At 62.2% G+C, this 23,567-nt stretch carries 25 protein-coding genes and 1 tRNA gene; 11 read left to right on the top strand and 15 right to left on the bottom strand.

Annotation, left to right across the window (positions count from 1 at the left end; all coding sequences use genetic code 11):
• Positions 1 to 218, top strand: a 218-nt coding sequence (locus AC2FNY_RS12460; RefSeq protein ID WP_496802643.1) for a hypothetical protein, incomplete at its 5' end; no start/stop codon positions are given.
• A 70-nt stretch (positions 219 to 288) separates the two neighbouring features.
• Here the strand turns inward: AC2FNY_RS12460 and msrQ are convergent.
• The 3 genes from msrQ to AC2FNY_RS12445 form a co-directional block, all read right to left on the bottom strand.
• Complete coding sequence (msrQ, locus tag AC2FNY_RS12455) at positions 289 to 885, bottom strand: protein-methionine-sulfoxide reductase heme-binding subunit MsrQ (RefSeq protein WP_234167432.1); 597 nt, start codon at positions 883 to 885, stop codon at positions 289 to 291.
• A 3-nt stretch (positions 886 to 888) separates the two neighbouring features.
• Positions 889 to 1,788 (bottom strand): protein-methionine-sulfoxide reductase catalytic subunit MsrP, encoded by a 900-nt coding sequence (gene msrP / locus AC2FNY_RS12450; protein WP_496802642.1) that lies wholly within the window; start codon positions 1,786 to 1,788, stop codon positions 889 to 891.
• Positions 1,789 to 1,893: 105 nt separating this feature from the next.
• Positions 1,894 to 3,447: an FMN-binding glutamate synthase family protein gene (locus AC2FNY_RS12445; RefSeq protein ID WP_234138732.1), complete on the bottom strand. Its 1,554-nt coding sequence runs from the start codon at positions 3,445 to 3,447 to the stop codon at positions 1,894 to 1,896.
• A gap of 110 nt (positions 3,448 to 3,557) precedes the next feature.
• Here AC2FNY_RS12445 and AC2FNY_RS12440 point away from each other — a divergent pair, with 110 nt between their 5' ends.
• Together AC2FNY_RS12440 and AC2FNY_RS12435 are read left to right on the top strand one after the other, a co-directional pair.
• Positions 3,558 to 3,995, top strand: coding sequence for a DUF302 domain-containing protein (locus AC2FNY_RS12440; RefSeq protein WP_496802641.1), 438 nt, complete (start codon positions 3,558 to 3,560; stop codon positions 3,993 to 3,995).
• 98 nt (positions 3,996 to 4,093) lie between these two features.
• Positions 4,094 to 4,489 carry a hypothetical protein gene (locus tag AC2FNY_RS12435; RefSeq protein WP_496802640.1) on the top strand — a complete coding sequence of 132 codons (396 nt, stop codon included), beginning with the start codon at positions 4,094 to 4,096 and terminating at the stop codon, positions 4,487 to 4,489.
• A 3-nt stretch (positions 4,490 to 4,492) separates the two neighbouring features.
• Here AC2FNY_RS12435 and AC2FNY_RS12430 read toward each other — a convergent pair whose 3' ends face one another.
• Together AC2FNY_RS12430 and clpB are read right to left on the bottom strand one after the other, a co-directional pair.
• Positions 4,493 to 5,188 carry a DUF6629 family protein gene (locus tag AC2FNY_RS12430; RefSeq protein ID WP_496802639.1) on the bottom strand — a complete coding sequence of 232 codons (696 nt, stop codon included), beginning with the start codon at positions 5,186 to 5,188 and terminating at the stop codon, positions 4,493 to 4,495.
• A gap of 180 nt (positions 5,189 to 5,368) precedes the next feature.
• Positions 5,369 to 7,987 carry an ATP-dependent chaperone ClpB gene (gene clpB / locus AC2FNY_RS12425; RefSeq protein ID WP_496802638.1) on the bottom strand — a complete coding sequence of 873 codons (2,619 nt, stop codon included), beginning with the start codon at positions 7,985 to 7,987 and terminating at the stop codon, positions 5,369 to 5,371.
• A 214-nt stretch (positions 7,988 to 8,201) separates the two neighbouring features.
• Here clpB and AC2FNY_RS12420 point away from each other — a divergent pair, with 214 nt between their 5' ends.
• Together AC2FNY_RS12420 and pyrF are read left to right on the top strand one after the other, a co-directional pair.
• Positions 8,202 to 8,462: a hypothetical protein gene (locus tag AC2FNY_RS12420; RefSeq protein WP_234138727.1), complete on the top strand. Its 261-nt coding sequence runs from the start codon at positions 8,202 to 8,204 to the stop codon at positions 8,460 to 8,462.
• A 122-nt stretch (positions 8,463 to 8,584) separates the two neighbouring features.
• A complete protein-coding gene (pyrF, locus tag AC2FNY_RS12415) occupies positions 8,585 to 9,319 on the top strand; it encodes an orotidine-5'-phosphate decarboxylase (protein ID WP_496802637.1) in 735 nt (244 codons plus the stop codon).
• A 325-nt stretch (positions 9,320 to 9,644) separates the two neighbouring features.
• On the opposite strand, the gene AC2FNY_RS12410 is transcribed toward pyrF, so the two are convergent.
• Complete coding sequence (locus AC2FNY_RS12410; protein WP_496802636.1) at positions 9,645 to 10,094, bottom strand: NUDIX hydrolase; 450 nt, start codon at positions 10,092 to 10,094, stop codon at positions 9,645 to 9,647.
• Between the two features lie 69 nt (positions 10,095 to 10,163).
• Here AC2FNY_RS12410 and AC2FNY_RS12405 point away from each other — a divergent pair, with 69 nt between their 5' ends.
• Together AC2FNY_RS12405 and AC2FNY_RS12400 are read left to right on the top strand one after the other, a co-directional pair.
• Positions 10,164 to 11,426: a DNA polymerase IV gene (locus AC2FNY_RS12405; RefSeq protein ID WP_496802635.1), complete on the top strand. Its 1,263-nt coding sequence runs from the start codon at positions 10,164 to 10,166 to the stop codon at positions 11,424 to 11,426.
• A 49-nt stretch (positions 11,427 to 11,475) separates the two neighbouring features.
• A complete protein-coding gene (locus tag AC2FNY_RS12400) occupies positions 11,476 to 11,973 on the top strand; it encodes a DinB family protein (protein WP_496802634.1) in 498 nt (165 codons plus the stop codon).
• Between the two features lie 14 nt (positions 11,974 to 11,987).
• Here AC2FNY_RS12400 and AC2FNY_RS12395 read toward each other — a convergent pair whose 3' ends face one another.
• Positions 11,988 to 12,848, bottom strand: a complete 861-nt coding sequence (locus AC2FNY_RS12395; RefSeq protein ID WP_496802633.1) for an N-formylglutamate amidohydrolase — start codon at positions 12,846 to 12,848, stop codon at positions 11,988 to 11,990.
• Positions 12,849 to 12,998: 150 nt separating this feature from the next.
• On the opposite strand from AC2FNY_RS12395, the gene AC2FNY_RS12390 reads away from it, so the two are divergent.
• The 4 genes from AC2FNY_RS12390 to AC2FNY_RS12375 all read left to right on the top strand — a co-directional run bounded on the left by AC2FNY_RS12390 (position 12,999) and on the right by AC2FNY_RS12375 (position 14,811).
• Positions 12,999 to 13,073 (top strand) — tRNA-Val (locus AC2FNY_RS12390).
• A gap of 77 nt (positions 13,074 to 13,150) precedes the next feature.
• Positions 13,151 to 13,276: a type B 50S ribosomal protein L36 gene (ykgO, locus tag AC2FNY_RS12385; protein WP_011048967.1), complete on the top strand. Its 126-nt coding sequence runs from the start codon at positions 13,151 to 13,153 to the stop codon at positions 13,274 to 13,276.
• Positions 13,277 to 13,409: 133 nt separating this feature from the next.
• Positions 13,410 to 13,697 carry a sulfatase-like hydrolase/transferase gene (locus AC2FNY_RS12380; RefSeq protein WP_496802632.1) on the top strand — a complete coding sequence of 96 codons (288 nt, stop codon included), beginning with the start codon at positions 13,410 to 13,412 and terminating at the stop codon, positions 13,695 to 13,697.
• Between the two features lie 106 nt (positions 13,698 to 13,803).
• Complete coding sequence (locus tag AC2FNY_RS12375; RefSeq protein ID WP_496802631.1) at positions 13,804 to 14,811, top strand: Fe(3+) ABC transporter substrate-binding protein; 1,008 nt, start codon at positions 13,804 to 13,806, stop codon at positions 14,809 to 14,811.
• A gap of 73 nt (positions 14,812 to 14,884) precedes the next feature.
• On the opposite strand, the gene AC2FNY_RS12370 is transcribed toward AC2FNY_RS12375, so the two are convergent.
• The 8 genes from AC2FNY_RS12370 to AC2FNY_RS12335 all read right to left on the bottom strand — a co-directional run bounded on the left by AC2FNY_RS12370 (position 14,885) and on the right by AC2FNY_RS12335 (position 23,535).
• Positions 14,885 to 16,552, bottom strand: a complete 1,668-nt coding sequence (locus AC2FNY_RS12370; protein ID WP_496802630.1) for an ABC transporter permease — start codon at positions 16,550 to 16,552, stop codon at positions 14,885 to 14,887.
• A 174-nt stretch (positions 16,553 to 16,726) separates the two neighbouring features.
• A complete protein-coding gene (locus tag AC2FNY_RS12365; protein ID WP_496802629.1) occupies positions 16,727 to 17,944 on the bottom strand; it encodes a phenylacetate--CoA ligase family protein in 1,218 nt (405 codons plus the stop codon).
• Between the two features lie 14 nt (positions 17,945 to 17,958).
• Entirely contained in the window at positions 17,959 to 18,795 is an 837-nt protein-coding gene (locus tag AC2FNY_RS12360) for an ABC transporter ATP-binding protein (protein ID WP_234169209.1), read from the bottom strand.
• Between the two features lie 110 nt (positions 18,796 to 18,905).
• Positions 18,906 to 20,189: an ABC transporter substrate-binding protein gene (locus AC2FNY_RS12355; protein WP_496802628.1), complete on the bottom strand. Its 1,284-nt coding sequence runs from the start codon at positions 20,187 to 20,189 to the stop codon at positions 18,906 to 18,908.
• Positions 20,190 to 20,271: 82 nt separating this feature from the next.
• Positions 20,272 to 21,348 carry a branched-chain amino acid ABC transporter permease gene (locus AC2FNY_RS12350; protein WP_234138715.1) on the bottom strand — a complete coding sequence of 359 codons (1,077 nt, stop codon included), beginning with the start codon at positions 21,346 to 21,348 and terminating at the stop codon, positions 20,272 to 20,274.
• Positions 21,349 to 21,351: 3 nt separating this feature from the next.
• Positions 21,352 to 21,609 carry a hypothetical protein gene (locus tag AC2FNY_RS12345; RefSeq protein WP_234138714.1) on the bottom strand — a complete coding sequence of 86 codons (258 nt, stop codon included), beginning with the start codon at positions 21,607 to 21,609 and terminating at the stop codon, positions 21,352 to 21,354.
• A 79-nt stretch (positions 21,610 to 21,688) separates the two neighbouring features.
• Positions 21,689 to 22,675 (bottom strand): branched-chain amino acid ABC transporter permease, encoded by a 987-nt coding sequence (locus tag AC2FNY_RS12340; RefSeq protein WP_234144317.1) that lies wholly within the window; start codon positions 22,673 to 22,675, stop codon positions 21,689 to 21,691.
• Positions 22,676 to 22,716: 41 nt separating this feature from the next.
• Positions 22,717 to 23,535: an ABC transporter ATP-binding protein gene (locus tag AC2FNY_RS12335; RefSeq protein WP_234138712.1), complete on the bottom strand. Its 819-nt coding sequence runs from the start codon at positions 23,533 to 23,535 to the stop codon at positions 22,717 to 22,719.
• Positions 23,536 to 23,567 lie beyond the last annotated feature (32 nt).

The following is a 23,567-nucleotide window of genomic DNA, read 5'->3' as shown; positions in this document are numbered from 1 at the left end:
GTCCGGCCGTCTCTCCGACCCGTCCGCAGCACCTCAGCGCCGCCGGTGAAGGGGGTTCTAGGCCCAACCAAAAAGAGTCGCAAGCACAAAAATACAAAAATAGAAAAAAATCTCTGCAGAGATGGGACCGTTATATTTTTCAATTACTTAGCGGAAACGACCGCGGGTTTCAGGCAGTTTTCCTTCCCAAGCCGAGCACCTTTTACATCCCCAACTAATATGCCGGCGAACAAACGGTCCCTGCTTTGACCCCTTCGGCGCGCGCGACGCGAGACCGAGGTGCTCACTTCAGAACGCCAGCCTGCGCCGCGCGACCGGCAATCGAACAGCAAACAGGATGAGAACCAAACCCAGATAGATCAGCGGTTCGATCTGGAACCCCTTGACCAGCATCAAAAAATGGACAGCGCCAAGCAAAACCGCCGCATAGACCAGCCGGTGCAACAGCCGCCATGTCCGCCCCAAGCGCCGGACCGACCAATTGTTCGAGGTGACCGCCAGCGGCAACAGCAGGACAAACCCCGCCATGCCGATGGTGATATACGGACGTTTCAGGATATCCGCCCAGATCTGAGCCGGAATCTGCACGTCCAGCACCAGCCAGACCAGCAGGTGGCAGCTGACATAGTAGAAAGCCAGCACTCCGATGGCGCGGCGGAACTTCATCAGGTTCAGCCCGAGCAGCCTTTTCATCGGTGTCACCGCCAACCCCAGGATCATCGCTTGCAGCGCCAGTTCCCCGAGTTTGTGCTCGAGTGCCTTGGCCGGATCGACGCCCAGTTGACCAGTCGCGCCCATCCACAGCCAGACAAGCGGCGGCAGCGCGCCCAGCATATAGATCAGCCAGACCGGAATCCGGCGCAGAGATGCATTCATCCGCTCCATGGGTCAGAAGTATTTCTCCAGATCCATCCCCTCGTAAAGGTCGGCCACCTCTTTATCATAGCCGTTGAACATCAGGGTGGGCTGTCGCTTGGCAAACAGGCCGCCGCCGATGCGCCGCTCGCTGGCCTGGCTCCAGCGCGGGTGATTCACCTCGGGGTTCACATTGCTGTAGAACCCGTATTCGTTCGGGATCGCCATGTTCCAGCTTGTCGGCGGCTCCTTGTCCGTCAGCGTGATCCGCACGATCGACTTGATCGACTTGAAACCGTATTTCCACGGCACGACCAAACGCAGCGGTGCGCCGTTCTGATTGGGCAGCGGTTTGCCATAGAGGCCGGTGGCCATCAGTGTCAGCGGGTGCATCGCCTCGTCCAGCCTCAACCCCTCGCGATAGGGCCATTCCAGCACCGGATAGCGGGTTCCGGGCATTTCCTCGGACCGGTAGAGCGTTTCGAAAGCGACATATTTCGCCCCCTCTTGCACACCCGCCATGGCCAGCAGATCGGCCAGTTCGAACCCGTTCCAGGGGATCACCATGGACCAGGCCTCGACACAACGGAACCGATAGATCCGTTCTTCGATTGTCATCTCGGACAGGATGTCCTGAAAGTCATAGTCGCCGGGCCGGTCGACCATCCCGTCGATCTTGACCGACCAAGGCTCGGTCTTGAGCAGATGGGCATAGGCCGCCGGGTCGTCCTTGCCGGTGCCAAATTCGTAGAAATTGTTATAACTGGTGATCTCTTCCCAAGTGTTAGGCTCCAGCGTCTCGGCCCGCGCACCGCCAGCCAGGGCCACCAGCCCCGCGCCAGTCATGCCCGCCATCAGTTGCCTGCGATTCATCCATGCCCCGCGCGGGGTCACGTCGGCGGGGGTCAGGTCGTTGCTCCAGCGATGGGCCATCGGGATCTCCGTCTATGCCATGTCCCGGAAATGTATCCCGTCGCAGGGCACCGTCCAACGCAACTCGCATCACAGCTGCGTTGCCGTGCTGAAACAATTGTCTCTTCAGACCACGCCCAGACGCCGTAACCCGTCTTCGAACTGCCGGTTGCCACGGGCACGTTCCAGGCCTTCGGCGGCGCTGTTCACAGACGGATAAAGATCGTCCATCTGAACCGAGGTGCCGTCGTCGCAGACAATCCGCACATGCCGCCGCCGCATCAGTCGCGGTTCGGGGACACCAACCGAATGCGCGATGGTCTCCACCTCCTTGATGACCGAACGCGCATAGGCGGCAACGCGCTTTTCCTTTTCATGCACCACCAGCCCCTTTTGCAGCGAGGGGATATGGGTGGTGATGCCGGTGGGACAGGTGTTCTTGTTGCATTTCAGCGCCTGGATACATCCCAGAGAAAACATGAAGCCGCGCGCCGAGGTGATGAAATCTGCACCCAGGCAGATTGCCCAGGCCACATCGCCGGGCGCCACCAGCTTGCCACTGGCCACGATCCGGATCCGGTCGTGCAGCCCGGACAGATCGCGCAGATCGACCATCCGGATCAGCGCCTCGCGCAACGGCAGGCCGACGAGATCAATGAGAGGCATGGGCGCGGCGCCGGTGCCTCCTTCGCCACCATCGACGGTGATGAAGTCGGGCGCGCTGTCATCCGCGCGCTCTCTGATCCGGCGGAAGAAATCGAACCAGGGATCGGCCGAGCCCATGCAGGTCTTGATCCCCACCGGCTTGCCGGTCACCTCGCGCACATGGGCGATGAGATCGAGCAGCCCGTCGAAATCGTCAACCTCGCGGTGACGGTTGGGCGAGATCGCGTCCATCCCCATCGGTACACCGCGGATCTGCGAGATCTCGGCGTCGATCTTGGCCGCGGGCAGGATGCCGCCCTTGCCCGGCTTGGCGCCCTGGCTCAGCTTGATCTCGAACATCTTGACCTGTGGATGCGCCGCCACCTCGCGCAGCTTGTCGTCGCTCAGATTGCCTTCGGCATCGCGCACCCCGAACTTGGCGGTGCCGATCTGGAAAACGATGTCGGCGCCCCCCTCCAGATGATAGGGCGACAACCCGCCCTCGCCCGTGTTCATCCAGACGCCCGCCGCCTTGGCCCCCTTGGACAGCGCCAGAACCGCCGGTTTCGAAATCGCACCATAGGACATGCCCGAAATGTTGAAGATCGACGGCGCCGAATAGGGCTGGCGACAGGTCGGGCCAATCACCAGCGGCTCGGTCGCGCCGAACTGGTTGTCCAGCGGCGGAAACGGCGCGTTCATGAAAATCGGTGTACCGGGGATGTTCAGGTTGCGGGTCGAGCCGAAGGCGACCGTGTTCCCCTTGTTCTCGCTGGCATTATAGACCCAGTTCCGCTGCGCCCGGTTGAACGGCATCTCCTCGCGGTCCATGGCAAAGAAATACTGCCGAAAGAACTCTCCCAACTCGGTAAAGATGTTCCGGAACCGTCCGATGACGGGATAGTTCCGCCTGATCGCATCGCCGGTCTGGAACCGGTCGACAAAGAACAGGACAACGGCAGTCAGCATCATCAGGCCAATGACGCTGACAAAGACAAAGGCCATCACCTCGATTGCGTTATAGGCGAAACCCATGCGAAAACTCCTATATCTTGATGTGACGCAAAGCGGCGGAACTCTTTCCGATTCAGATTGGAGGCGAACCGTTCACGGTGCAACCCGCACGGCTATTATGGGAGAGAGCAATGAAACAGATGTTACTGGGCGCGGTGATCGCGCTGACCGCTGGGGCGGCATCCGCTCAGGATGCAGTGACCTATACCACCACCGACAATTTCGAGGACGTCACCTTTGGCCTGGAAAGCGCGATTGTCGGGCGCGGGCTGGTGATCGACAGCGTCAGCCATGTGGGTGACATGCTGGAACGGACGCGGGCCGATGTCGGCTCGGACGTGGTTCTGTTCGAGGATGCCGAGGTATTCTCGTTCTGCTCGGCGGCGCTGTCGCGCAAGGTGATGGAGGCTGATCCGATGAACATCGTATTCTGCCCCTATGGCATCTTCGTCGCCAAGCAGCCAGGCTCGGACGAGGTCACCATCGGATTCCGACAGTTCCCAGAGGGACCGATGCAGGAGGTTCAGACCCTTCTGGACGAGATCGCGCGCGAGGCGATCGGAGAGTAGACCTCAGCCGGGTTTACCGTCGCCCTCCGAGCCAAGCGGTGGTTTCTGATCCAGTCCGGGCGTTCACGCGTATTCTTGTCATCAGACAGGAGTTCGCCATGACCAAACGCCCGGCCTGTATTGTTGCAACCCTCCTCGCCAGTGTGACCGGAGCGGCCGCGCTGGCGGGAAACGAATCCCGCTCGGTCGCCTATCAGCTGCCCGGCGGCTTGATTGAGGTCGTCGCCGATTTCTCGGAGAATTCGATTTATTGGTGCGGGGCCGGGGATCATGCGCTGAACCAGATGAGAAAGCCCGGCAATCAGCGGCTCTATGTATGGAAAGGCCCGTCCCCCAGCACCGCCCAACCCGGCGCGCAGGCCGTCACATTCGGCTTCACCCCGCCGCCTCAGGGCCCCGCCTCTTCCCTGACCAACGACGTCGGGATCATCGGCAACACATTGTCCGTCAGTCAGGCCAAGAAAACCTGCGACGAGCGCACCTCCAGCGGCTGAGCCTCAGGACAGGTTGCCCCGTGACGGGTCAACCAGCGCATCCTCGCGCCCGATGGCAATCACCATATAGACTATGTATCCCGAGATGATCGCCGCGAGGAAACACCAGATCGAGGTAAAGGCATAGGCGGCAAAGACAAAGCCCACCACGACCGATGCCAGGATCAGCCCCCCGAAGACCCGTATCCGGGGATGGGATGAGCCCACCAGCGGCAGGCAGATGACCACCGCATAGACCAGCCGAGCCACGATCTTGGCGGTCTCGCCCGGAAACATGCTCGGGTTCTCATACTGGATCGAGTGCTTCACGAGATAGATTTCGAGCGTTTCAGGCCGGGCCAGCACCGGCAGGAAAAGCGTCGCGCCCAGACTGAAACCAAAGGCGGCCAGTCCCCAAAAGACCCGGCGTCGAAAAGGGTCAGGCTCGACCAAGGCCGAGGACAGCGGCACCCAGAATGGCCAGAACCAGTAGGCAAAGAACAGGAAAACCAGCGCCGCGCCCCCTGAAGGGACCGGGTCAGGACCACTCATTGTCAGCCACAGCGCTCCCTCGGAAAGTTGCTGTACACCAAAAAACAAGGGAAAGACCGCGAAACCCAGAAACCGCAGCCCAAGACTTCCTGTCCTGCGAAGCGCGACCGCGCCACCCGCGATCAGGGCGGCACCGGCAACAAAACTGGCCGCAGCCGAAAAGCACATGGCGACCTCCTTGGCGTAGGGTCCGCACTTGTGACGTAAGCTTAGGAAAGAACCGCGCTCCGGGCAAATGCCCCCGTTCACGAACTTGTCGCTTGCGCCCTGCCGATTCCAAATGGGTTGTTTCAAACAGGAAAAGGCCCACCATTTCTGGCGGGCCTCTGGTTTAGTTCGCGCGGCGGCTCAATGCACGACGGCATCATCCGGGCGGGGCCGGTTCGAGCTGACCACGCGGTCGCCGATGATCAACCCTTCCTCGCCAGCGGTAATGGGGATGGTTTCGCCATCCTTGACCTCACCGGCCAGCAGCTTTTCGGCCAGCGGGTTCTGCAGGTCGCGCTGGATCACCCGTTTCAGCGGGCGGGCGCCATAAACCGGGTCATATCCCGCATCTGCCAGCCACTTGCGCGCCGCGTAGTCCAGTTCCAGCACGATCTTGCGCTGCGCCAGACGCTTGGCCAGGCGACCCATCTGGATCGACACGATCCCGTCCATGTCGGCGCGCTTGAGCCGGTCAAAGATGATCGTTTCGTCCAACCGGTTCAGGAACTCGGGCCGGAAATGCGCCCGCACCGCATCCATCACGTCACGCCGCGCCTGGGCGCTGTCGGCGCCTTCGGGCAGTTGACTCAAGGCCTGGGAGCCGAGGTTCGAGGTCAACACGATCAGTGTCTGCTTGAAGTCGACGGTGCGGCCCTGACCATCGGTCAGCACGCCATCATCCAGTACCTGCAAGAGCACGTTGAACACATCCGGGTGTGCCTTTTCGACCTCGTCGAACAAGACCACCTGATAGGGCCGGCGGCGGACCGCCTCGGTCAGCACCCCGCCCTCGTCATAGCCGACATAGCCCGGAGGCGCGCCGATCAGGCGGGCGACCGCGTGTTTCTCCATGAACTCGGACATGTCGATGCGCACCATCGCATTGTCGTCGTCAAACAGATACTCGGCCACCGCCTTGGTCAGCTCGGTCTTGCCCACACCGGTGGGCCCGAGGAACAGGAACGAGCCCAGTGGGCGGTTCTCGTCATTCAGACCCGCACGCGCCCGGCGCACGGCATTGGCCACCGCCTTGACCGCGGTATCCTGGCCGATGACACGCCGATGCAGCTCGTCTTCCATCCGCAGCAGCTTCTCGCGTTCGCCTTCGAGCATCTTCGAGGTCGGAATGCCGGTCCAGCGTTCGACCACCGCCGCGATCTGTTCGGGGCGGACGGTTTCCTCGGCCATCAGGTCCGATCCTTCGCGGTTCTCGGACTCGGCCAGCTGCTTCTCCAGAGCTGGAATGATGCCATAGCTAAGCTCACCGGCACGGGCCAGGTTTCCTTCGCGCTTGGCGATCTCCAGTTCGGCACGGGAGCGTTCGAGCTGTTCCTTGACGGATTGCGCCGCGTTCATCTTGTCCCGAGATGCCTGCCACTGCGCTGTCATCTCGGCGGATTTCTCCTGCAAATCGGCAAGATCCTTTTGCAACGTGGCAAGCCGGTCCTGCGAGGCGGCGTCGTTCTCTTTCTTCAGCGCCTCTTCCTCGATCTGCAATTGCAGGATCTGACGGTCCAGTTGGTCCAGTGCCTCGGGCTTGCTGTCGACCTCCATCCGCAGACGGCTGGCCGCCTCGTCCATCAGGTCGATGGCCTTGTCTGGCAGGAACCGGTCGGTGATGTAACGATGCGACAGCGTCGCCGCAGCCACCAGGGCCGAGTCAGAAATATCGACGCCGTGGTGCAGCGCGTACTTCTCCTTGATGCCGCGCAGGATGCTGATCGTGTCCTCGACGGTCGGCTCTTCGACCATCACCGGCTGGAACCGGCGGGCCAGGGCCGCGTCTTTCTCCACGTATTTGCGGTATTCATCCAGCGTGGTGGCACCGATGCAGTGCAATTCACCGCGCGCCAGCGCCGGTTTGATCAGGTTGGCCGCATCCATCGCGCCGTCGGATTTACCGGCGCCGACCAGCGTGTGCATCTCGTCGATGAACAGGATGATTTCACCCGCGGCCTCGGTGACCTCGGTCAGAACCGCCTTCAGCCGTTCCTCGAACTCGCCACGGTATTTCGCGCCTGCGATCAGCGCGCCCATGTCGAGCGCCAAGAGCTTCTTGTCGCGCAGGCTTTCAGGCACATCGCCATTGACGATACGCAGCGCGAGGCCCTCGGCGATGGCGGTCTTGCCGACGCCCGGCTCGCCGATCAGGACGGGGTTGTTCTTGGTCCGGCGGCTGAGCACCTGCATCGAGCGGCGGATTTCCTCGTCGCGCCCGATGATCGGGTCGATCTTGCCCTCGGCTGCAGCCTCGGTCAGGTCGCGCGCGTATTTCTTGAGCGCGTCATAGCCCTCTTCCGCGCTCGCCGTGTCGGCGGTGCGGCCCTTGCGGATATCGTTGATCGCCTCGTTGAGCTTCTGCGCGGTCACGGAACCGGCATCCAGCGCCTCCTTGGCCTTGGATTTGACCATGCAAAGCGCCATCAGCACCCGCTCGACCGGCACGAATCTGTCGCCTGCCTTCTTGGCGATCTTCTCGGCCTCGTCCAGCACCTTGGCGGTCTGACCGTCGAGATAGACCTGGGCCGCGTCGCCGCTGACCTTGGGGATCTTGGACAGCGCCACATCCAGCGCCTCGACCACGCGCGACGGCGCGCCGCCGGCGCGGGTGATCAGGTTGCTCGCCAGCCCCTGATCGTCATCCATCAATGCCTTGAGAAGGTGTTCTGGCGCCAAACGCTGGTGCCCTTCGCGCAGGGCAATCGTCTGCGCCGCCTGCACGAATCCACGTGCCCGCTCGGTGAACTTCGACAAGTCCATCTTTCTCTCCTTTTCCAAGCGCCCAAGGGTGTCTGCGCCCGCCAGGCGGCACGCATCGGTCTGGGCCTCGCATTCAATCTGGGGAATGCCAAAATATCTTCAAGGGGGTCGCGAAGGGTTTACTCGAATTGATCGAATTGACCGCATTTTCCCCTGTTTCCGCCCTTATTTCGCAATATTTTCGTGTTTCTTTAGCGAGATCAGGGAGGCCCCAATGCAGATCACCAATGTCGAGATTTCGCAATACCACGTTTGCCCAAGCACCGCGCGCCATTCTGCAAGCGTCTGCATGACATTGGCAGACAGAATGGTAACGTTGTTCTGTTCGCTCGAACTGCCCGAAGAGATCAGCCCGCTTGCTCGCACTCAGGCCTTTGTCGGAGACGCGATGCGCCAACTGCGCCGGATGCCCGAATTCCGCTCCGGAAAGGACCAATTGTACCTGGATGATCAAGTGCTACCGGCCGTGGCCTGATTATGTCGCCCTGTCGCAAACTCTAAGTCCGATCTCCTCCTCAGCAGGCCTCTCTCCCTCACCGCTTGCCTCGACGAGGCCGCTTCAGTATGAACGAGCGACCCGAGCCGGAGGATCCCCACATGACAGACAAGAAGCTTGCCGACGATCGTCTGATCGTCGCCCTTGACGTGCCCAATGCGCTGGCCGGACTGGAACTGGCCGAACGATTGGGTAGCACGGTTTCCTTCTACAAGATCGGGCTGGGGATGCTCACCGGCGGCGGTCTCGCTCTGGCCAACGAGCTGAAGCAGGAACATGGCAAGCGCATCTTCCTGGACATGAAACTCTTTGACATCGGCAACACGGTCGAGGCCGCCGTTCGGGGCCTAGCTCAGTTCGATCTGGATTTTCTGACCGTGCATGGCGACCCGCATGTAGTGCGTGCCGCAAAGGAAGGTGCTGCCGGCAAGGACCTCAAGATCCTGGCCGTCACCGTTCTGACCTCGCTAAACCGCGACGATCTTGATGCGTCGCTGATCAAACCCGGCGATGTGCAGGAGCTGGTGCTGGAACGCGCTGCCCGCGCCTTCGAAGCCGGGGCCGATGGCGTCATTGCCAGCCCTCAAGAGGCAGCCGCGATCCGGGCTCTGCCCGAGGCCGCCGGGCGGCTGATCGTGACCCCCGGCATCCGTCCGGCGGGTGCCGATCTGGGGGACCAGAAACGCGTTGCGACACCGGCTAACGCCATTGCTGACGGGGTTGATCATATCGTGGTGGGGCGGCCCGTTGTCCGGGCTCCGGATCCGCGCGCGGCGGCACTGTCGATCCTTGCCGAAATGACCTCTCCGCAAGCGATGGCACCAAACCGGGCCTGACACAGGCTGGCTCTTCCGGTCTCAAAATTCTCGCCGCGCCCAGCCGCAAGGCGGGAATCCGACCCAACGTCACCTTACGTAGGGTAAAAAAACGACCTGATATCAGTTCCTTTGGTGAAATCCGCGCCATTTTGCCGCTGTGCCCGTAAAAACACATCAAAAAAGCGAGTTTCCCGGGTCTGGATATCCGGCCTACCCCGGCAACCGTTTTTGAGCGATTCTAAACCCGAGACACTCCCCAACGAACCATCTCTTCCTGAGGTTCGTTACCTCCCCCCGCCTTTGGCGCGGGGGGTCTTTCCTTCCAGAACGGCCGAGCGTTCGTTCAGCGCTTGCCAGAGTGTCGGGCGCGCCCATAATCGTCACTGTCCAGATAGAGCCGGAGATGATCGGCGAAATGCGGCACCGCGCGTGCATGATGGATATATTCGGCCGGCGCCATCAATCGCCAACCCTGCCCTTCGTTGCCGAAGCGGATTCTCTTCACGTATTCCATCGAAAGATGGGCCGCAAAGAACCACATTCGACCACCCGGGCGCGAATAGCTCACGTTCCAGCCCACCTGCTCAACCGGCACGACAAGTCCAACCTCCTCGTGGGTTTCGCGCAACGCACAGTCGAGCGGTGTTTCATCCCCCTCGCGCCCCCCGCCCGGCAGGTCCCAATAGTCAGGCCAGGGAATATCCGGGCGATCGTCACGGCGGATTACCAAGAGTTGCTCCCCCAAGAACAGAGCTAGCTTGGCCCCGACGAATTGTTCTCCTGTTCCTACCACCTTTTCATCCCCAGTGAGTTCAGGCTAGATATGAATGTCCTACCGCCTGACCTCAACCGGATTAGCTCAATGAATGCGGCCTCGGGTCTCTGCCGCGATTGTTTCTCGCGCACCGGAAATGCCCGGCGCTGCCCGTCTTGTGGCAGCCCACGGGTGCTGCGGCATCCGGAACTGGACAGCCTGACCATTGCCCATATGGATTGTGACGCCTTCTATGCCAGCGTCGAAAAACGTGACAATCCGGACTTGGCCGACAAGCCGGTGATCATCGGCGGCGGCAAGCGCGGGGTCGTCTCAACCGCCTGTTATGTGGCGCGCATCCGCGGCGTACGATCGGCGATGCCAATGTTCCACGCGTTGAAGCTCTGCCCTGACGCTGTGGTGATCAAACCGCGCATGTCGGTCTATGCCGAGGTGTCAAAGCAGATCCGCGCTCTGATGGACGAGTTGACCCCGGTGATCGAGCCGCTGTCGCTCGACGAGGCCTTCATGGACCTCTCGGGCACTCAGCGGCTGCACGGGCATCCGCCGGCGGTGATGCTGGCGCGGCTGGTCAAGCGGATGAAGGACGAGTTGGGCGTGACCGGCTCGATCGGGCTGAGCCATAACAAGTTTCTGGCCAAGGTGGCCTCGGATCTCGAAAAGCCGCGGGGATTCTCGGTGATCGGACGGGCCGAGACGGCCGATTTCCTGCGCGACAAGCCGGTGCGCCTGATCTGGGGGATCGGTCCGGCGGCGCAGGAGCAGTTGGAGCGCGCGGGCATCCGCACCTTCACCGACCTGCTTCGATGGGAGCAGGAGGCGCTGATCGCCCGCTTCGGTTCCATGGGACAGCGGTTGTGGCATCTGGCACGCGGCGAGGATCGCCGTCGCGTGTCTGCACATGACCCGATCAAGTCGATCAGCAACGAGACCACGTTTTTCGAGGACACCGCCGATCTGGACGTGCTGGACGGCCATATCTGGCGAATGGCAGAGAAGGTAGCCGACCGGGCCAAGGCACGCGGACTGGCGGGCCGGGTCGTGACTTTGAAGCTGAAACGTGCCAATCATCGGATCCTGTCGCGGCAGCAATCGCTGCGCGACCCGACCCAGATGGCCGACCGCATCTATCGCACCGCGCGCGCCCTGTTTGACCAGTTGGGCGATCAGGGTCCTTATCGGCTGCTGGGCTGCGGGCTGTCGCATCTGTGCCCCGAGGCCGAGGCGGATGTGTCGGGCGATCTGCTCGACCCGCAGGCAGCACAGCGCGCCCGCGCCGAGCGCGCCACCGACGCCATCCGCAAACGCTTTGGCGCGGATGCGATCCTCAAGGGTCGTGGAATGCGCTGAGCGCGCCACCCCGCCCCCTTCTTCACCAGATATCAATGCGAGGAAAAGAATGATTACAGGCGAGTTCTGTCGTCTTATGGCCCGCTACAACAGCTGGCAGAACCGATCCCTGATCCGTGCCGCCGAGGCACTGACGGACGCAGCGCGCTGGCAGGATCGCGGTGCATTCTTCGGCTCAATCGCCGCAACACTCAATCACCTGTACTGGGCGGATGCTCTGATCCTGGCCCGGCTGATGGGGAACGAGCGCCCGCAGGACACGATCACGCACTCGCTGACGAATCCGGCTGACTGGCAGGACTACAGGTTGCTCCGCCGGAAGCGTGACCGGCAAATCGAACGCTGGGCCGCAGACCTGAAGGATGCGGAACTGAGCGGCACAGTCGTCTGGTATCAGGCCGATGGGGCGACACGCGTCACCACCTCCAGAGCGCTTTGCGCGGTGCAATTGTTCAATCACCAGACCCATCATCGTGGCCAGGTTCACGCGATGTTGACAGCGGCAGGCGCCAAACCGGATGTGACGGACCTAACCTCTCTCGGCTAGCCCGCGATCCGCCGCTATTCCGCCGCTAGCGGCAGGCGCTGTTGTCCAATAGACGCGATTTCCAAAACCACTTCACGCAACAGCTTCCGCATCGCGTCGAAATTCGCGTTGGGGCGAATGGTCGTTTCGTGCATATAGAGCCCGCGGTCGATCTCGATCTGTATGGCGTGCTGGCGCCGCGACGGGCGCCCATAGGCCTGAGTCACATAGGCGCCAGCAAAAGGCGTGTTGCGCACCACATGCAGACCAGCCCCGGCAAAGGCCGCCTCAACCCGCTCCACGATCTCGGGCGCGGCAGAGGCGCCAAACCGGTCACCCAACACGACGTCGGGCCGACGCGCGGCGGCGCGAGCGCTGCCTTCCACCGCCTCGCGGGGCATCGAGTGGCAGTCGATCAGAATGGCTTGACCATAGGCCGCATGCGCCTCGTTCAAAAGGCGCTGGAGCTGGGCGTGATAAGGGTACCAGATCGCCTGCAGGCGCTGCTCTGCCTCGGCCCGGCTCAATTTCCCCCGATAGATGGCCCGACCGCCCGCCACGACGCGAGGGATCACCCCAAGCCCAGAGGCAACACGCGGATTATGCCCTCCCTTGCGCACCCCTTCGATCAGGGCCGGGTCCAACTCGTCGCAGCCGCGGTTGAGGTCGAGATAGGCGCGCGGCGCCGCCGCCCGCAAAAGCGGGGCTCCGAACTCGGGGGCGCAGTCGAACAGCTGATCGACAAAGGCATCCTCGGAAGAGCGAATCGAATGGTCATCCAGCACCGTCTGCGCCAGAAACGGCGGATCATAGCGCGCGCCGCTATGAGGCGAGGCAAAAACCAAGCTGGAGGTACGTGCGGCGGGCAGGGTCAGATGATAAGCGGTATTGGTCATGCGGCCTCCGGGATCAACAAAATCATAGACCGGAAAATAGTTCGATCAAAAGCCCTTGATCCCCCCGCCGACTCCTTTTATAGACCCCGCTTACCGGCGCGGGCTACCGCGCCCCATTACGTTCTGGGGCAGGCGCGCGACGGCAATCATGGGCGGTTAGCTCAGTGGTAGAGCACTACGTTGACATCGTAGGGGTCACAAGTTCGAACCTTGTACCGCCCACCATGATTTCACGCCTCTGTTCACACAGGGGACCCGCGTAACCCAGGCGCTGGCCCGCGCCGCAGGAATTGGAGACGACCATGAAGGTCAGGAACTCGCTCCGCTCGCTCAAGTCCCGCCACCGGGACTGCCGCGTCGTGCGTCGCAAAGGCCGCGTCTATGTGATCAACAAGACGCAGCGCAAGTTCAAAGCCCGCCAGGGTTGAACTGTCGAAAGACACCCGAGATGCAATGAAAGCCGCGCCTCTGGGCGCGGTTTTGTTTTTGCGGGCAAACGTTTTCCAATTTCCCGCAACGGGCCGGGCACGATAGCCTCCAGTCACCCAGGAGGAGGCCACCATGTTCCGCAAGCTCAACATCATTTTCATTCTCGCCGACGACCTGGGGTTCGCCGATCTGGGTTGTACCGGGTCCGAGATCCGTACACCCGACATCGACAGGCTGGCACGCCACGGCGCCCTGCTGACGACGATGTACAATTGCGCGCGCTGCTGGCCCAGTAGGATCACGGTCCCTGTGCCGCTGCACACGCCCTGCCACGTGGTTTACATCCTGCCGATGATCCTGGAAGCGGCGCACGCGCCACCGGTTGCTGGCAGCCTGGCAGATGAACAATACCGAAGGTGACCGCGGCAGAATTACCCGACTGAAATAATCGGTTTTACCTTGCGCCCTTGGTGAAATTTGGTAATTGACTATTTCAGTCAGATTAACTGAATCGCGAGAGACCCCCATGTTCAAGACCACCACCGCCATCGCGCTTGCCCTGTTCGCCACTTCGGCCATCGCCGAGGGTGAGCTGAACCTCTACTCGTCGCGCCACTATGACACAGACGAGCGGCTCTATTCCGATTTCGAAGACGCCACCGGAATCCGCATCAACCGGATCGAAGGCAAGGCCGATGAGCTGATCGCCCGCATGCAGGCCGAGGGCGCCAATTCGCCCGCCGATATTCTGCTGACCGTCGACACCTCGCGCCTGGCCCGTGCCAAGGAGGCCGGTCTGCTGCAAGCCATCGACAGCGCGGTGCTCGAAGACCGTATTCCCGCCAACCTGCAGGACAACGACAACCAGTGGTTCGGTTTCTCGCAGCGCGCGCGGCTCTACTTCTTTGACAAGGCCAGCGTCAGCACCCCGCCTGCCACCTATCTCGATCTGGCCGATCCCGCCTACAAGGGGCAGGTCTGCATCCGCTCTTCCACCAACACCTATAACCAGACCCTGCTGGCCTCGATCATCACCCATCACGGCGAAGATGTCGCGCGCGACTGGGCTCAGGGCGTGGTCGCCAACATGGCACGCGAACCGCAGGGCGGCGATACCGACCAGCTGCGTGGGATCGTTTCGGGCGAATGCGGCATCGCGGTTTCCAACTCCTACTACTTTGCCCGCGCCCTGCGCAGCGACGTCAAGGGGCTGAGCGCCGAGATCGACAAGATCGGCATCGCCTTCCCCTCGCAGGACGCCGAAGGCGCGCATATGAACCTGTCCGGCGGCGGCGTGGCAGCGCATGCACCCAACCGCGACAATGCGGTCAAGTTCCTGGAATACCTCGCCAGCGATCAGGCGCAGGTCTATTTTTCCAACGGCAATGATGAATACCCCGCCGTCGCCGGAGTGGACCTGGCCGAGAACGTGGCCGCGCTGGGAGAGTTCAAGGCAGACGACGTGAACCTGTCCGAGGTGGCCGCCAACATTCCGATGGCGCAGAAGATCTTCAACGAGGTCGGCTGGAAGTAAGCCAACCCACCCAGAAGACAAAGGCGCGGGACCCTCGCCCGCGCCTTTTTTCGTGCCTGTGGGTCAGGACCGCTTACTTGCCCCGCCCGACCTGACGGCAGATCAGGATCACCGGCAACAACCCCATCGCCAGGATCACCAGCGACGGCACCGCCGCGCCCTCCAGCCGCTCGTCGCTGGCCAGGCGATAGGCCTGCACCGCCAAAGTGTCAAAGTTGAAGGGGCGCATGATCAGCGTCGCGGGCAGCTCTTTCATCACATCAACGAAAACGATCAGCAGCGCCGTCAGCAAAGATGGCGTCAGGATCGGCAGGTGGATACGGCGGAGCGTACCCAGCGGCCCCTGTCCCAGCGACCGGGCGGCGGCATCCATATTGGCATGCACCATGCTCTGCCCGCCCTCATAGGCGCCAAGCGCCGCTGCCAGGAATCGCACCATATAGGCAGCGATCAACAGCCAGATAGACCCGGTGATCAACAGCCCGGTGGACAGGCCGAACTGGGCTCGCATCCATGCATCCAGCGCGTTGTCAAAGGCGGCAAAGGGCACGATCAGCCCGACCGCGATTACCCCCCCCGGCACCGCATATCCCAGCCGCGCCAGATAGGCGGCCCCATCGGACCGCCGACCCGGCCTGAGCCGCTGGAAGAAGCCGACGCAGATCGCTGCCGTCACCGTCACCACAGCCGCCGTACCCGCCAGCGTCAGCGAGTTGCGAATGAATCCTACATAACGGCGCGACAGCAGGTTCTGCTCCGATTCCAATCCCATCTGCACCAGGATCACCACCGGCAGGACAAAGCCCAGAACCACCGGCACCGCACATAAGGTAAAGGCGCCCAGCGCGCGCCATCCCGTCAGCTCGCCCGCTGGCAGCGCCGCGTGCCGGCGCCCGGACTGGTAATAGCGCGCCTTGCCACGCTGGGTGCGCTCGGCCACTGCCAGCAGCAGGGCAAATCCCAGCAGACACAGCGCCAGCTGCGCCGCCGCCGCCCGGTCGGCCATCGAGAACCAGCTGGTATAGATGCCGGTGGCAAAGGTCTGTACCCCGAAATAGGCCACCGTGCCGAAATCGGCGATGGTCTCCATCACCGCCAGCAGCACCCCGCCCGCGATCGCGGGCCGCGCCATCGGCAGCGACACCCGCCAGAAGGCCACCCATGGCCCGGTTCCCAGCGCCCGCGCCGCCAGAAAGGCACTTGCGCTTTGTTGCAGGAAGGCCGCCCGCGCCAGCAGGTAGACATAAGGGTAAAGCACCAGGATCAGCATCACCGCCGCGCCTTCGGTCGAGCGGATCTCGGGGAACCAGTAGTCGCGCGGTCCCCAGCCCGTCACCTGACGCAGGGTCGTCTGCACCACTCCCGGATGGTCCAGCACAAAGGTATAGGCATAAGCCAGCACATAGGCGGGAAAGGCCAGCGGCAGCACCAGCGCGATTTCCAGCAACCGCACGCCGGGAAACCGCGTCATCGTCACCAGCCAGGCCGCCCCCACGCCCACGGCAAAGGTCCCGGCGGCCACCAGCGCGACCAGCAGCAAGGTTGTCGCCGCATAACCCGGCAACACGGTCTCGAGCAGATGGCTCAGCGTTTCGGTGCCGCCGGTCAACGCCGCCAGCGCCACCGCCACCATGGGCAACAGGCAAGCCGTGGCAATGGCATAGGCCAGTCCGCCCAGCAGGCGGGTGCCCGAAGACAGACGGCGGCGGGAGCCATGGGCGGCATATCGGGTTTCGGCCATCGCGGGTCCTGGCGGGTATTGCGGTTCTACCGCTCCTTAATCGACCAGATTAGTCGGAAATACCAGTGCCTGAGGGGATATTCCCTCTCTCCTCGCCCCTGCGGGCAGGGCGCAAAACGACGCGGCCCCACGCGGATTCCTCTGCGCGGGGCCATCTGTCTCTGTCAGGCGGGATCAGTCGTAGCGACGCTGATCCTCGATCACCAGACCGTCCTTGGGCAGGCTGCCCGGAGCCACGACCTCGATCGCGCCCTTGAGCTTGAGCACTTCGGCAACCGATCGGGCATAGGCCGCATCATCGCCGCCGCTGCTTTCGATCTGCACCGTCATGGCATCCATCTCGCCCACGCGGGTGGCGATCACCCGCGCCTTGACGATCTCGGCGTGTTTGTCGACCAGAGCCGCCACCTGTTCAGGACGCACGAACATGCCCTTGATCTTGGTGGTCTGGTCGGCACGTCCCATCCAGCCCTTGATCCGCATATTGGTGCGTCCGCAGGGCGAATGACCCGGCAGGACGGCGGACATGTCACCGGTGGCAAAGCGGATGAGCGGATAGTCGGGGTTGAGGGAGGTCACAACCACCTCGCCTACTTCGCCCGACGCCACCGGCGTACCGGTTCCAGGGGTGACGATCTCGACGATGACGTGTTCATCGACGATCATCCCCTCCATCGCCGCGCTTTCATAGGCGATATTACCCAGATCGGCGGTGGCATAACATTGCAGGCACGAGATGCCACGATCAGCATATTCCTTGCGCAGCGAAGGGAACAGCGCCCCGCCCCCTACTGCCGCCCTGGTAAAGCTGAGCGTAACACCCATCTCCTCGGCCTTGTCGAGAATGACCTTGAGGTAATCGGGCGTACCGGCATAGGCGGTGCAGCCGATATCGCGCGCGGCGGTCACCTGCAATTCGGTCTGGCCTGTACCGGCGGGAAGCACGGCCGCACCGACCGCCCGAGCGCCGTTTTCAAAGATCATGCCAGCGGGTGTCAGGTGATAGCCAAAGCAGTTCTGCACGATATCGCCCTGCCCGATACCCGCGGCATGCAGGAAACGGCCCATCCGCCACCAGTCATGATCGGTGCCGCCCGGTTCATAGATCGGTCCGGGTGACTGGAACACATGGGCAAACCCGTGCGCCGGCTTGACGGTGAAACCGCCAAATGGGGGGTGCTCGCTCTGCGCCCGGCTCAACTCCGACTTGCGCAGCACCGGCAACGCCGCCAGAGCCTGCAAATCCGTGATTGCGGCCGGGTCGACATCGGCCAGCAGCCGCGCAAATCCATGAGCGGATTTGGCGCGTGCGATCTGCTCGGGCAGGTCGCGCGCCAGATCGGCGGTGCGTTGGTCGTCCGAGCGTGTTTCAAGCGTGTCAAAATGGGTCATGGCATGATCCCTCATCAGCTCAGCCACCGCTTGCGACGACGGTACGAGCGCACGTCGCGGAAGCTCTTGCGGCCCTCATCGGACATGCCGAGATAGAATTCCTTGACGTCCGGATTCTCGCGCAGATCCTTGGCAGGGCCATCCATCACCACACGGCCCGATTCCAGGATATAGCCGTAATGGGCATAGCGCAGCGCCACGTTGGTGTTTTGCTCGGCCAACAGGAAAGACACGCCCTCTTTCTGGTTCAGGTCGCGGACGATCTCGAAGATCTCTTCGACCAGCTGCGGCGCCAGACCCATCGAGGGTTCGTCCAGCAGAATGGTCTCGGGCCGCGACATCAGCGCCCGCCCCATCGCCACCATCTGCTGCTCACCGCCCGAGGTATAGCCTGCCTGACTGCGGCGGCGCTCCTTGAGGCGGGGGAAATAGTTATAGACCAGTTCGAGATCACGCTGGATATTGGCGCCGCCATCCTTGCGGGTATAGGCGCCGGTCAGCAGGTTTTCCTCGACGGTCAGGTGTTCGAAACAATGGCGGCCCTCCATCACCTGGATGACGCCCTTGGTCACCAGCGCGGCAGGATCCTGCTCGTGGATGGTCTCGCCACGATACTTGATCGACCCTTTGGTCACCTCGCCGCGTTCGGAATGCAGCAGGTTCGACACCGCCTTGAGCGTGGTCGTCTTGCCGGCGCCGTTGCCACCCAGCAGCGCGGTTATCCCGCCCTTGGGCACGGTGAGGCTGACACCCTTGAGCACGAGGATCACGTGATTGTAGATCACCTCGATATTGTTGACCTCCAGCAGGGTTTCCACCTGCGCATCCGTGGTATTTGCCGCATCCAGCATCCGCGCTTGTCCTCATTGGCCCCGGTTCGCCGGGGATGATCGGGGTGGGACGGCGGCGGACCGCCGTCCCGGGTTCGATGCGAGCCCGATTGCCGGGCCCGGTCACACGCTTAGTTGCAGCGCGGCGAGATGTTGTTCTCGGTCGCGTAGGCGTTCGAGTCTTCCTCGATCAGCGCACCGATGACTTCGCTGTCGGTCGGTTTGAAGTCCGAGATCAGCGACCAGGTCTTGGATGCCGCATCCCACTGGGTCACGCCGACCAGGGCGTCACCGCCGTGGTTGCTGCACGACACCGAGAAGGCCGGGCCAAAGTTCGGCAGGCCCAGTTCGGCCATCTTCGCTTCGGTCATTTCCAGTGCTTCCATACCGTCGCGCATGTCGGCGGCGGTGATGTCGGCCTTGCCCGAAATCTCCTGTGCCTTCTTGGCGGCTTCGGCGGCCAGCATGGCGGCATAGAGACCACGGTTGTAGAGCACGGTACCAACCTGGTCACCGGCGCCGGCGGCCTTACCTGCGTCGATCACGTATTTCTGCAGATCGTCGAACAGCGGGAAATCGGTGCCGACGTTGTGGAAGGTCAGCGCCTTGTAGCCATTGGCGGCGTCACCGGCGGGCAGCACGTCGTTTTCCGAACCCGACCACCAGATGCCGATGAAGTTTTCCATCGGGAAGCGGATGTTGGCGGCTTCCTGCACCGCGACCTGGTTCATCACGCCCCAGCCCCACATCAGCACAAAGTCAGGCTTGTCGCGACGGATTTGCAGCCACTGCGATTTCTGCTCCTGACCCGGATGGTCGACCGGCAGGGTGCTCAGCTCGAAACCGTGCTTCTTGCTCAGCTCTTCCAGGGTGCGGATCGGTTCCTTGCCATAGGCAGAGTTGTGATAGACCAGGGCGATCTTCTTGCCCTTGATGTCGCCACCGTTGCTTTCCAGCAGATAGTTCACCGCACCCGATGCACCATCCCAGTAGTTGGCGGGATAGTTGAAGACATTGCTGAACACGTTGCCGTTCTTCGCCGAGGTGCGGCCATAACCCATCGAGTGGATCGGAATGCCGTCAGCGGTGGCTTTGGGGATCAGCTGATAGGTGATACCGGTCGACAGCGGCTGGTACACCAGGGCACCCGCGCCCTTGGTCGACTCGTAGCATTCAACGCCTTTCTCGGTGTTGTAGCCGGTTTCGCATTCCAGCACGTTGGCCTTGACGCCGCCGATACCACCATCCCGCTCGTTGAGCAGGGTGAAATAGTCGGCATAGCCGTCGGCAAACGGGATACCGCCCGCGGCATAGGGGCCAGTGCGATAGCTGAGCGACGGGAAAGTCAGGTCAGCCAGAGCCGGACCTGCGGCCATCAAGGCGCCCAGCGCCACGGTTGCCAGTTTCATTTTCATCGGGTTTTTCCTCCCTTGGTTTTGACCGATGGTGGTGTACGGGGCGATCCTACCGCCCCGTATCAGGATGCGCCTGCCCGCCTCAGTGCGGGAAGGGCCAGAGCCGCAGTTTCTCCTTGGCGACGCGCCACAGCTGCGCGAGGCCATGCGGCTCCATGATCAGGAATGCGACGATCAGCGCGCCGACGATCACCAGCTGAAGATGCGCCACGATATCGGTGGGCCAGCCCAGCATGTCTGCGCCGACGACCTTCAGGACCACCGGCAGCAGCACCAGAAAGGCTGCCCCCGCGAACGAACCAAAGATCGAACCGAGACCGCCGATGATCACCATGAACAGTACCAGGAACGATTTCTGGATGCCAAAGGCCTCGCCCACCTCGACCGCGCCCAGATAGAGCGCAAAGAACAGCGCGCCCGAGATGCCGATGAAAAAGGAACTGACGGCAAAGGCGGTCATCTTCGCCTTGAGCGGGTTCACCCCGATGATCTCGGCGGCGATGTCCATGTCACGGATCGCCATCCAGGTCCGGCCCATTGTGCCACGGGTCAGGTTGCGGGCGATCAGCGCGCAGGCGGTCAGAAAGATCAGGCAGAACAGATAGGTGGCCCAGGCCGGTGCGTTGGGACCGGTGATGATGATACCGAACGTATCCCGCTCGGGCGCGTTGATCTGGCCCGAGGCCGAATAGTTGTAGAACCACGGCACCCGGTTGAACAGCCACACCAGAAAGAACTGCGCCGCCAGTGTTGCCACCGCCAGATAGAACCCCTTGATCCGCAGACTGGGCAGCCCGAACAGCACCCCTACTGCCGCGGTGATGCCGCCAGCCAGTATCACATGAATGAACATGCTCACTTCGGGAAATGCGGTCATCAGCTTGTAGCAAGCATAGGCGCCGACCGCCATGAATCCGCCGGTGCCCAGGCTGACCTGGCCGCAGTAGCCGACCAGGATGTTCAGCCCGATCGCGGCGATTGCATAGATCAGAAACGGCAGCAACAGCGCGTTTGCCCAGTAGTCGTTGATCACGAACGGGATGATCCCGAAGGCGATCGCCAGCACGACATAATACCGATAGCGGTCGAACTTGATCGGAAAGGTCTGGCTGTCGGCCTGGTAGGAGGTTTTGAAATCTCCGGCTTCACGGTAGAACATCGCTTACATGCCCCCTTCGGACTGCGCGCGGTTGCGGGCCGCGGCATCGAGTTGATTTGTCTTTTTTGCATAGCCGCTCGCTTCGGCGGCCCGGACCAGCCGCAGATACGCGACGATCCCCATGATGAACCCGGCAAAGGCCAGGAGGCTGGCGATGATCAGCTGGCGGTCGGTCAGGTCCTGCGCGGTCAGGGCAATATACCCAAAGGCCCAGAAGCCCGACCAGGCGACGACATTCACGATGGCGATCAGCTTGTTCATCTTTCCTCCCCTTTGCGAAGGTTCCGGGCGGGCGGGTCTCGTTGCGGCCCTGGCCGCAACGGGGTCGCCCACCGGAGCCTCAGACCCTTTCGATGATCTTCTCGCCGAACAGGCCCTGCGGCCGGAACACGAGGAAGATCAGTGCCAGAACATAGGCGAACCAGTTCTCGGTCGCGCCGCCCACCATCGGGCCGATCGCGAATTCGAACAGCTTCTCGCCCACCCCGATAATCAGCCCGCCGACAATGGCGCCGGGGATCGAGGTGAATCCGCCCAGCATCAGCACCGGCAGCGCCTTGAGCGCGATCAGCGACAGCGAGAACTGCACACCCGATTTGGTGCCCCACATGATGCCCGCGACCAGCGCCACGAAACCGGCAACCGACCAGACCAGCACCCAGATGAAGTTCAGCGAGATGCCGACGCTCAGCGCCGCCTGGTGGTCGTCGGCCACCGCGCGCATCGCCCGGCCCTGCTTGGTGTACTGGCTGAAGGCCACCAGCGCCGCTACCAGCAGTGCTGCGATCACCGTTGCCACGATATCCAGATTGTCGATGAAGAAACCGTAGCCGAAGATGCCATAGGTGGTGTCGTCGATCCACACGTTCAGGCCCTGCGGCAGACCCACATCCAGCGTCTTGATCTCGGAGCCCCACATGAGGTCGGCCACGCCTTCGAGGAAATAGGCAAGCCCGATGGTGGCCATGAAGAGGATGATCGGCTCTTGACCGACCAGGTGTCGCATCACGAATTGCTGCACCGCCCAGGCCAGCAGGACCATCACGCCCATCGTCAGGATGATCGCCAGCAACGCTGGAATATTCCATCCGAAATGGGTGATATGCCCACCAAAGATGGCGTTGATCAGATGCGCGAACGGTACCTGTCCGTTCATGATCCCCACCAGGGTCATGGCCGCAAACAGCGCCATCACGCCCTGGGCATAATTGAAGATGCCCGACGCCTTGTAGATCAGCACGAAACCCAGCGCGACCAGCGCATAGAGCACGCCCGCCATCAGGCCGTTCAGGATCACCTCGATCGCGAAAATCAGTTGGTCAGACATGTCCCGTGCCCCCGGTTTCCATCGTGTCGTTCAAGCGAAGATCAGTCATGGGCCACCCCCAGATAGGCGTCGATGACCTCCTGGTTGTTGCGCACCTCGTCGGGCGTGCCGTCGCCGATCTTCTTGCCGTAATCCATCACCACCACCCGGTCGCTCAGGTCCATGACCACGCCCATGTCGTGTTCGATCAGGGCGATGGTGGTGCCGAACTCGTCATTCACGTCGAGGATGAAGCGGCTCATATCCTCCTTCTCTTCGACGTTCATGCCTGCCATCGGTTCATCCAGCAGCAACAGCTTGGGCTCGGCGGCGAGCGCACGGGCCAGTTCGACCCGCTTTTTCAGGCCGTAGGGCAGGCGTGCCACCGGTGTCTTGCGGATATGCTGAATCTCGAGGAAGTCGATGATCTTTTCCACCGCCTCGCGGTTCTCGGTCTCCTCGCGCTCGGCCTTGCCGCGCCAGAGCGCCTGGCTCAGCAGACCCGCTTTCATATAGTTCAGCCGCCCGGTCATGACGTTATCCAGAACGCTCATGCCCTCGAAGAGTGCGATGTTCTGAAAGGTGCGCGCGATGCCCTGGCGGGCGACCTCATAGGGGCGCATCGCCGGACGGCGCGATCCGTGAAACCAGACCTCGCCTTCCTGCGGAACATAAAAGCCTGATATCACGTTCAGCATCGAGGACTTTCCGGCGCCGTTCGGGCCGATGATCGCGCGGATCTCGCCCTCGCGGATGTCGAAACTGATATCCTTGATCGCCACCACACCGCCGAACCGCAGGGTGATGTTCTTCATCTCCATCACCACGCCGCCAATCTTGCGGCCGTCCGCGGTGGTGTATCCTTCGGATGCGTCAAGCATCGGTGTCTCCCTTGTCTTTCGGCAGTGCCCCG

The sequence above is a fragment of the Ruegeria sp. BHSC223 genome (assembly GCF_059613025.1).
The sequence above is the reverse complement of the archived record's forward strand: the minus strand, read 5'-3'. Positions and strand labels throughout refer to the sequence as shown.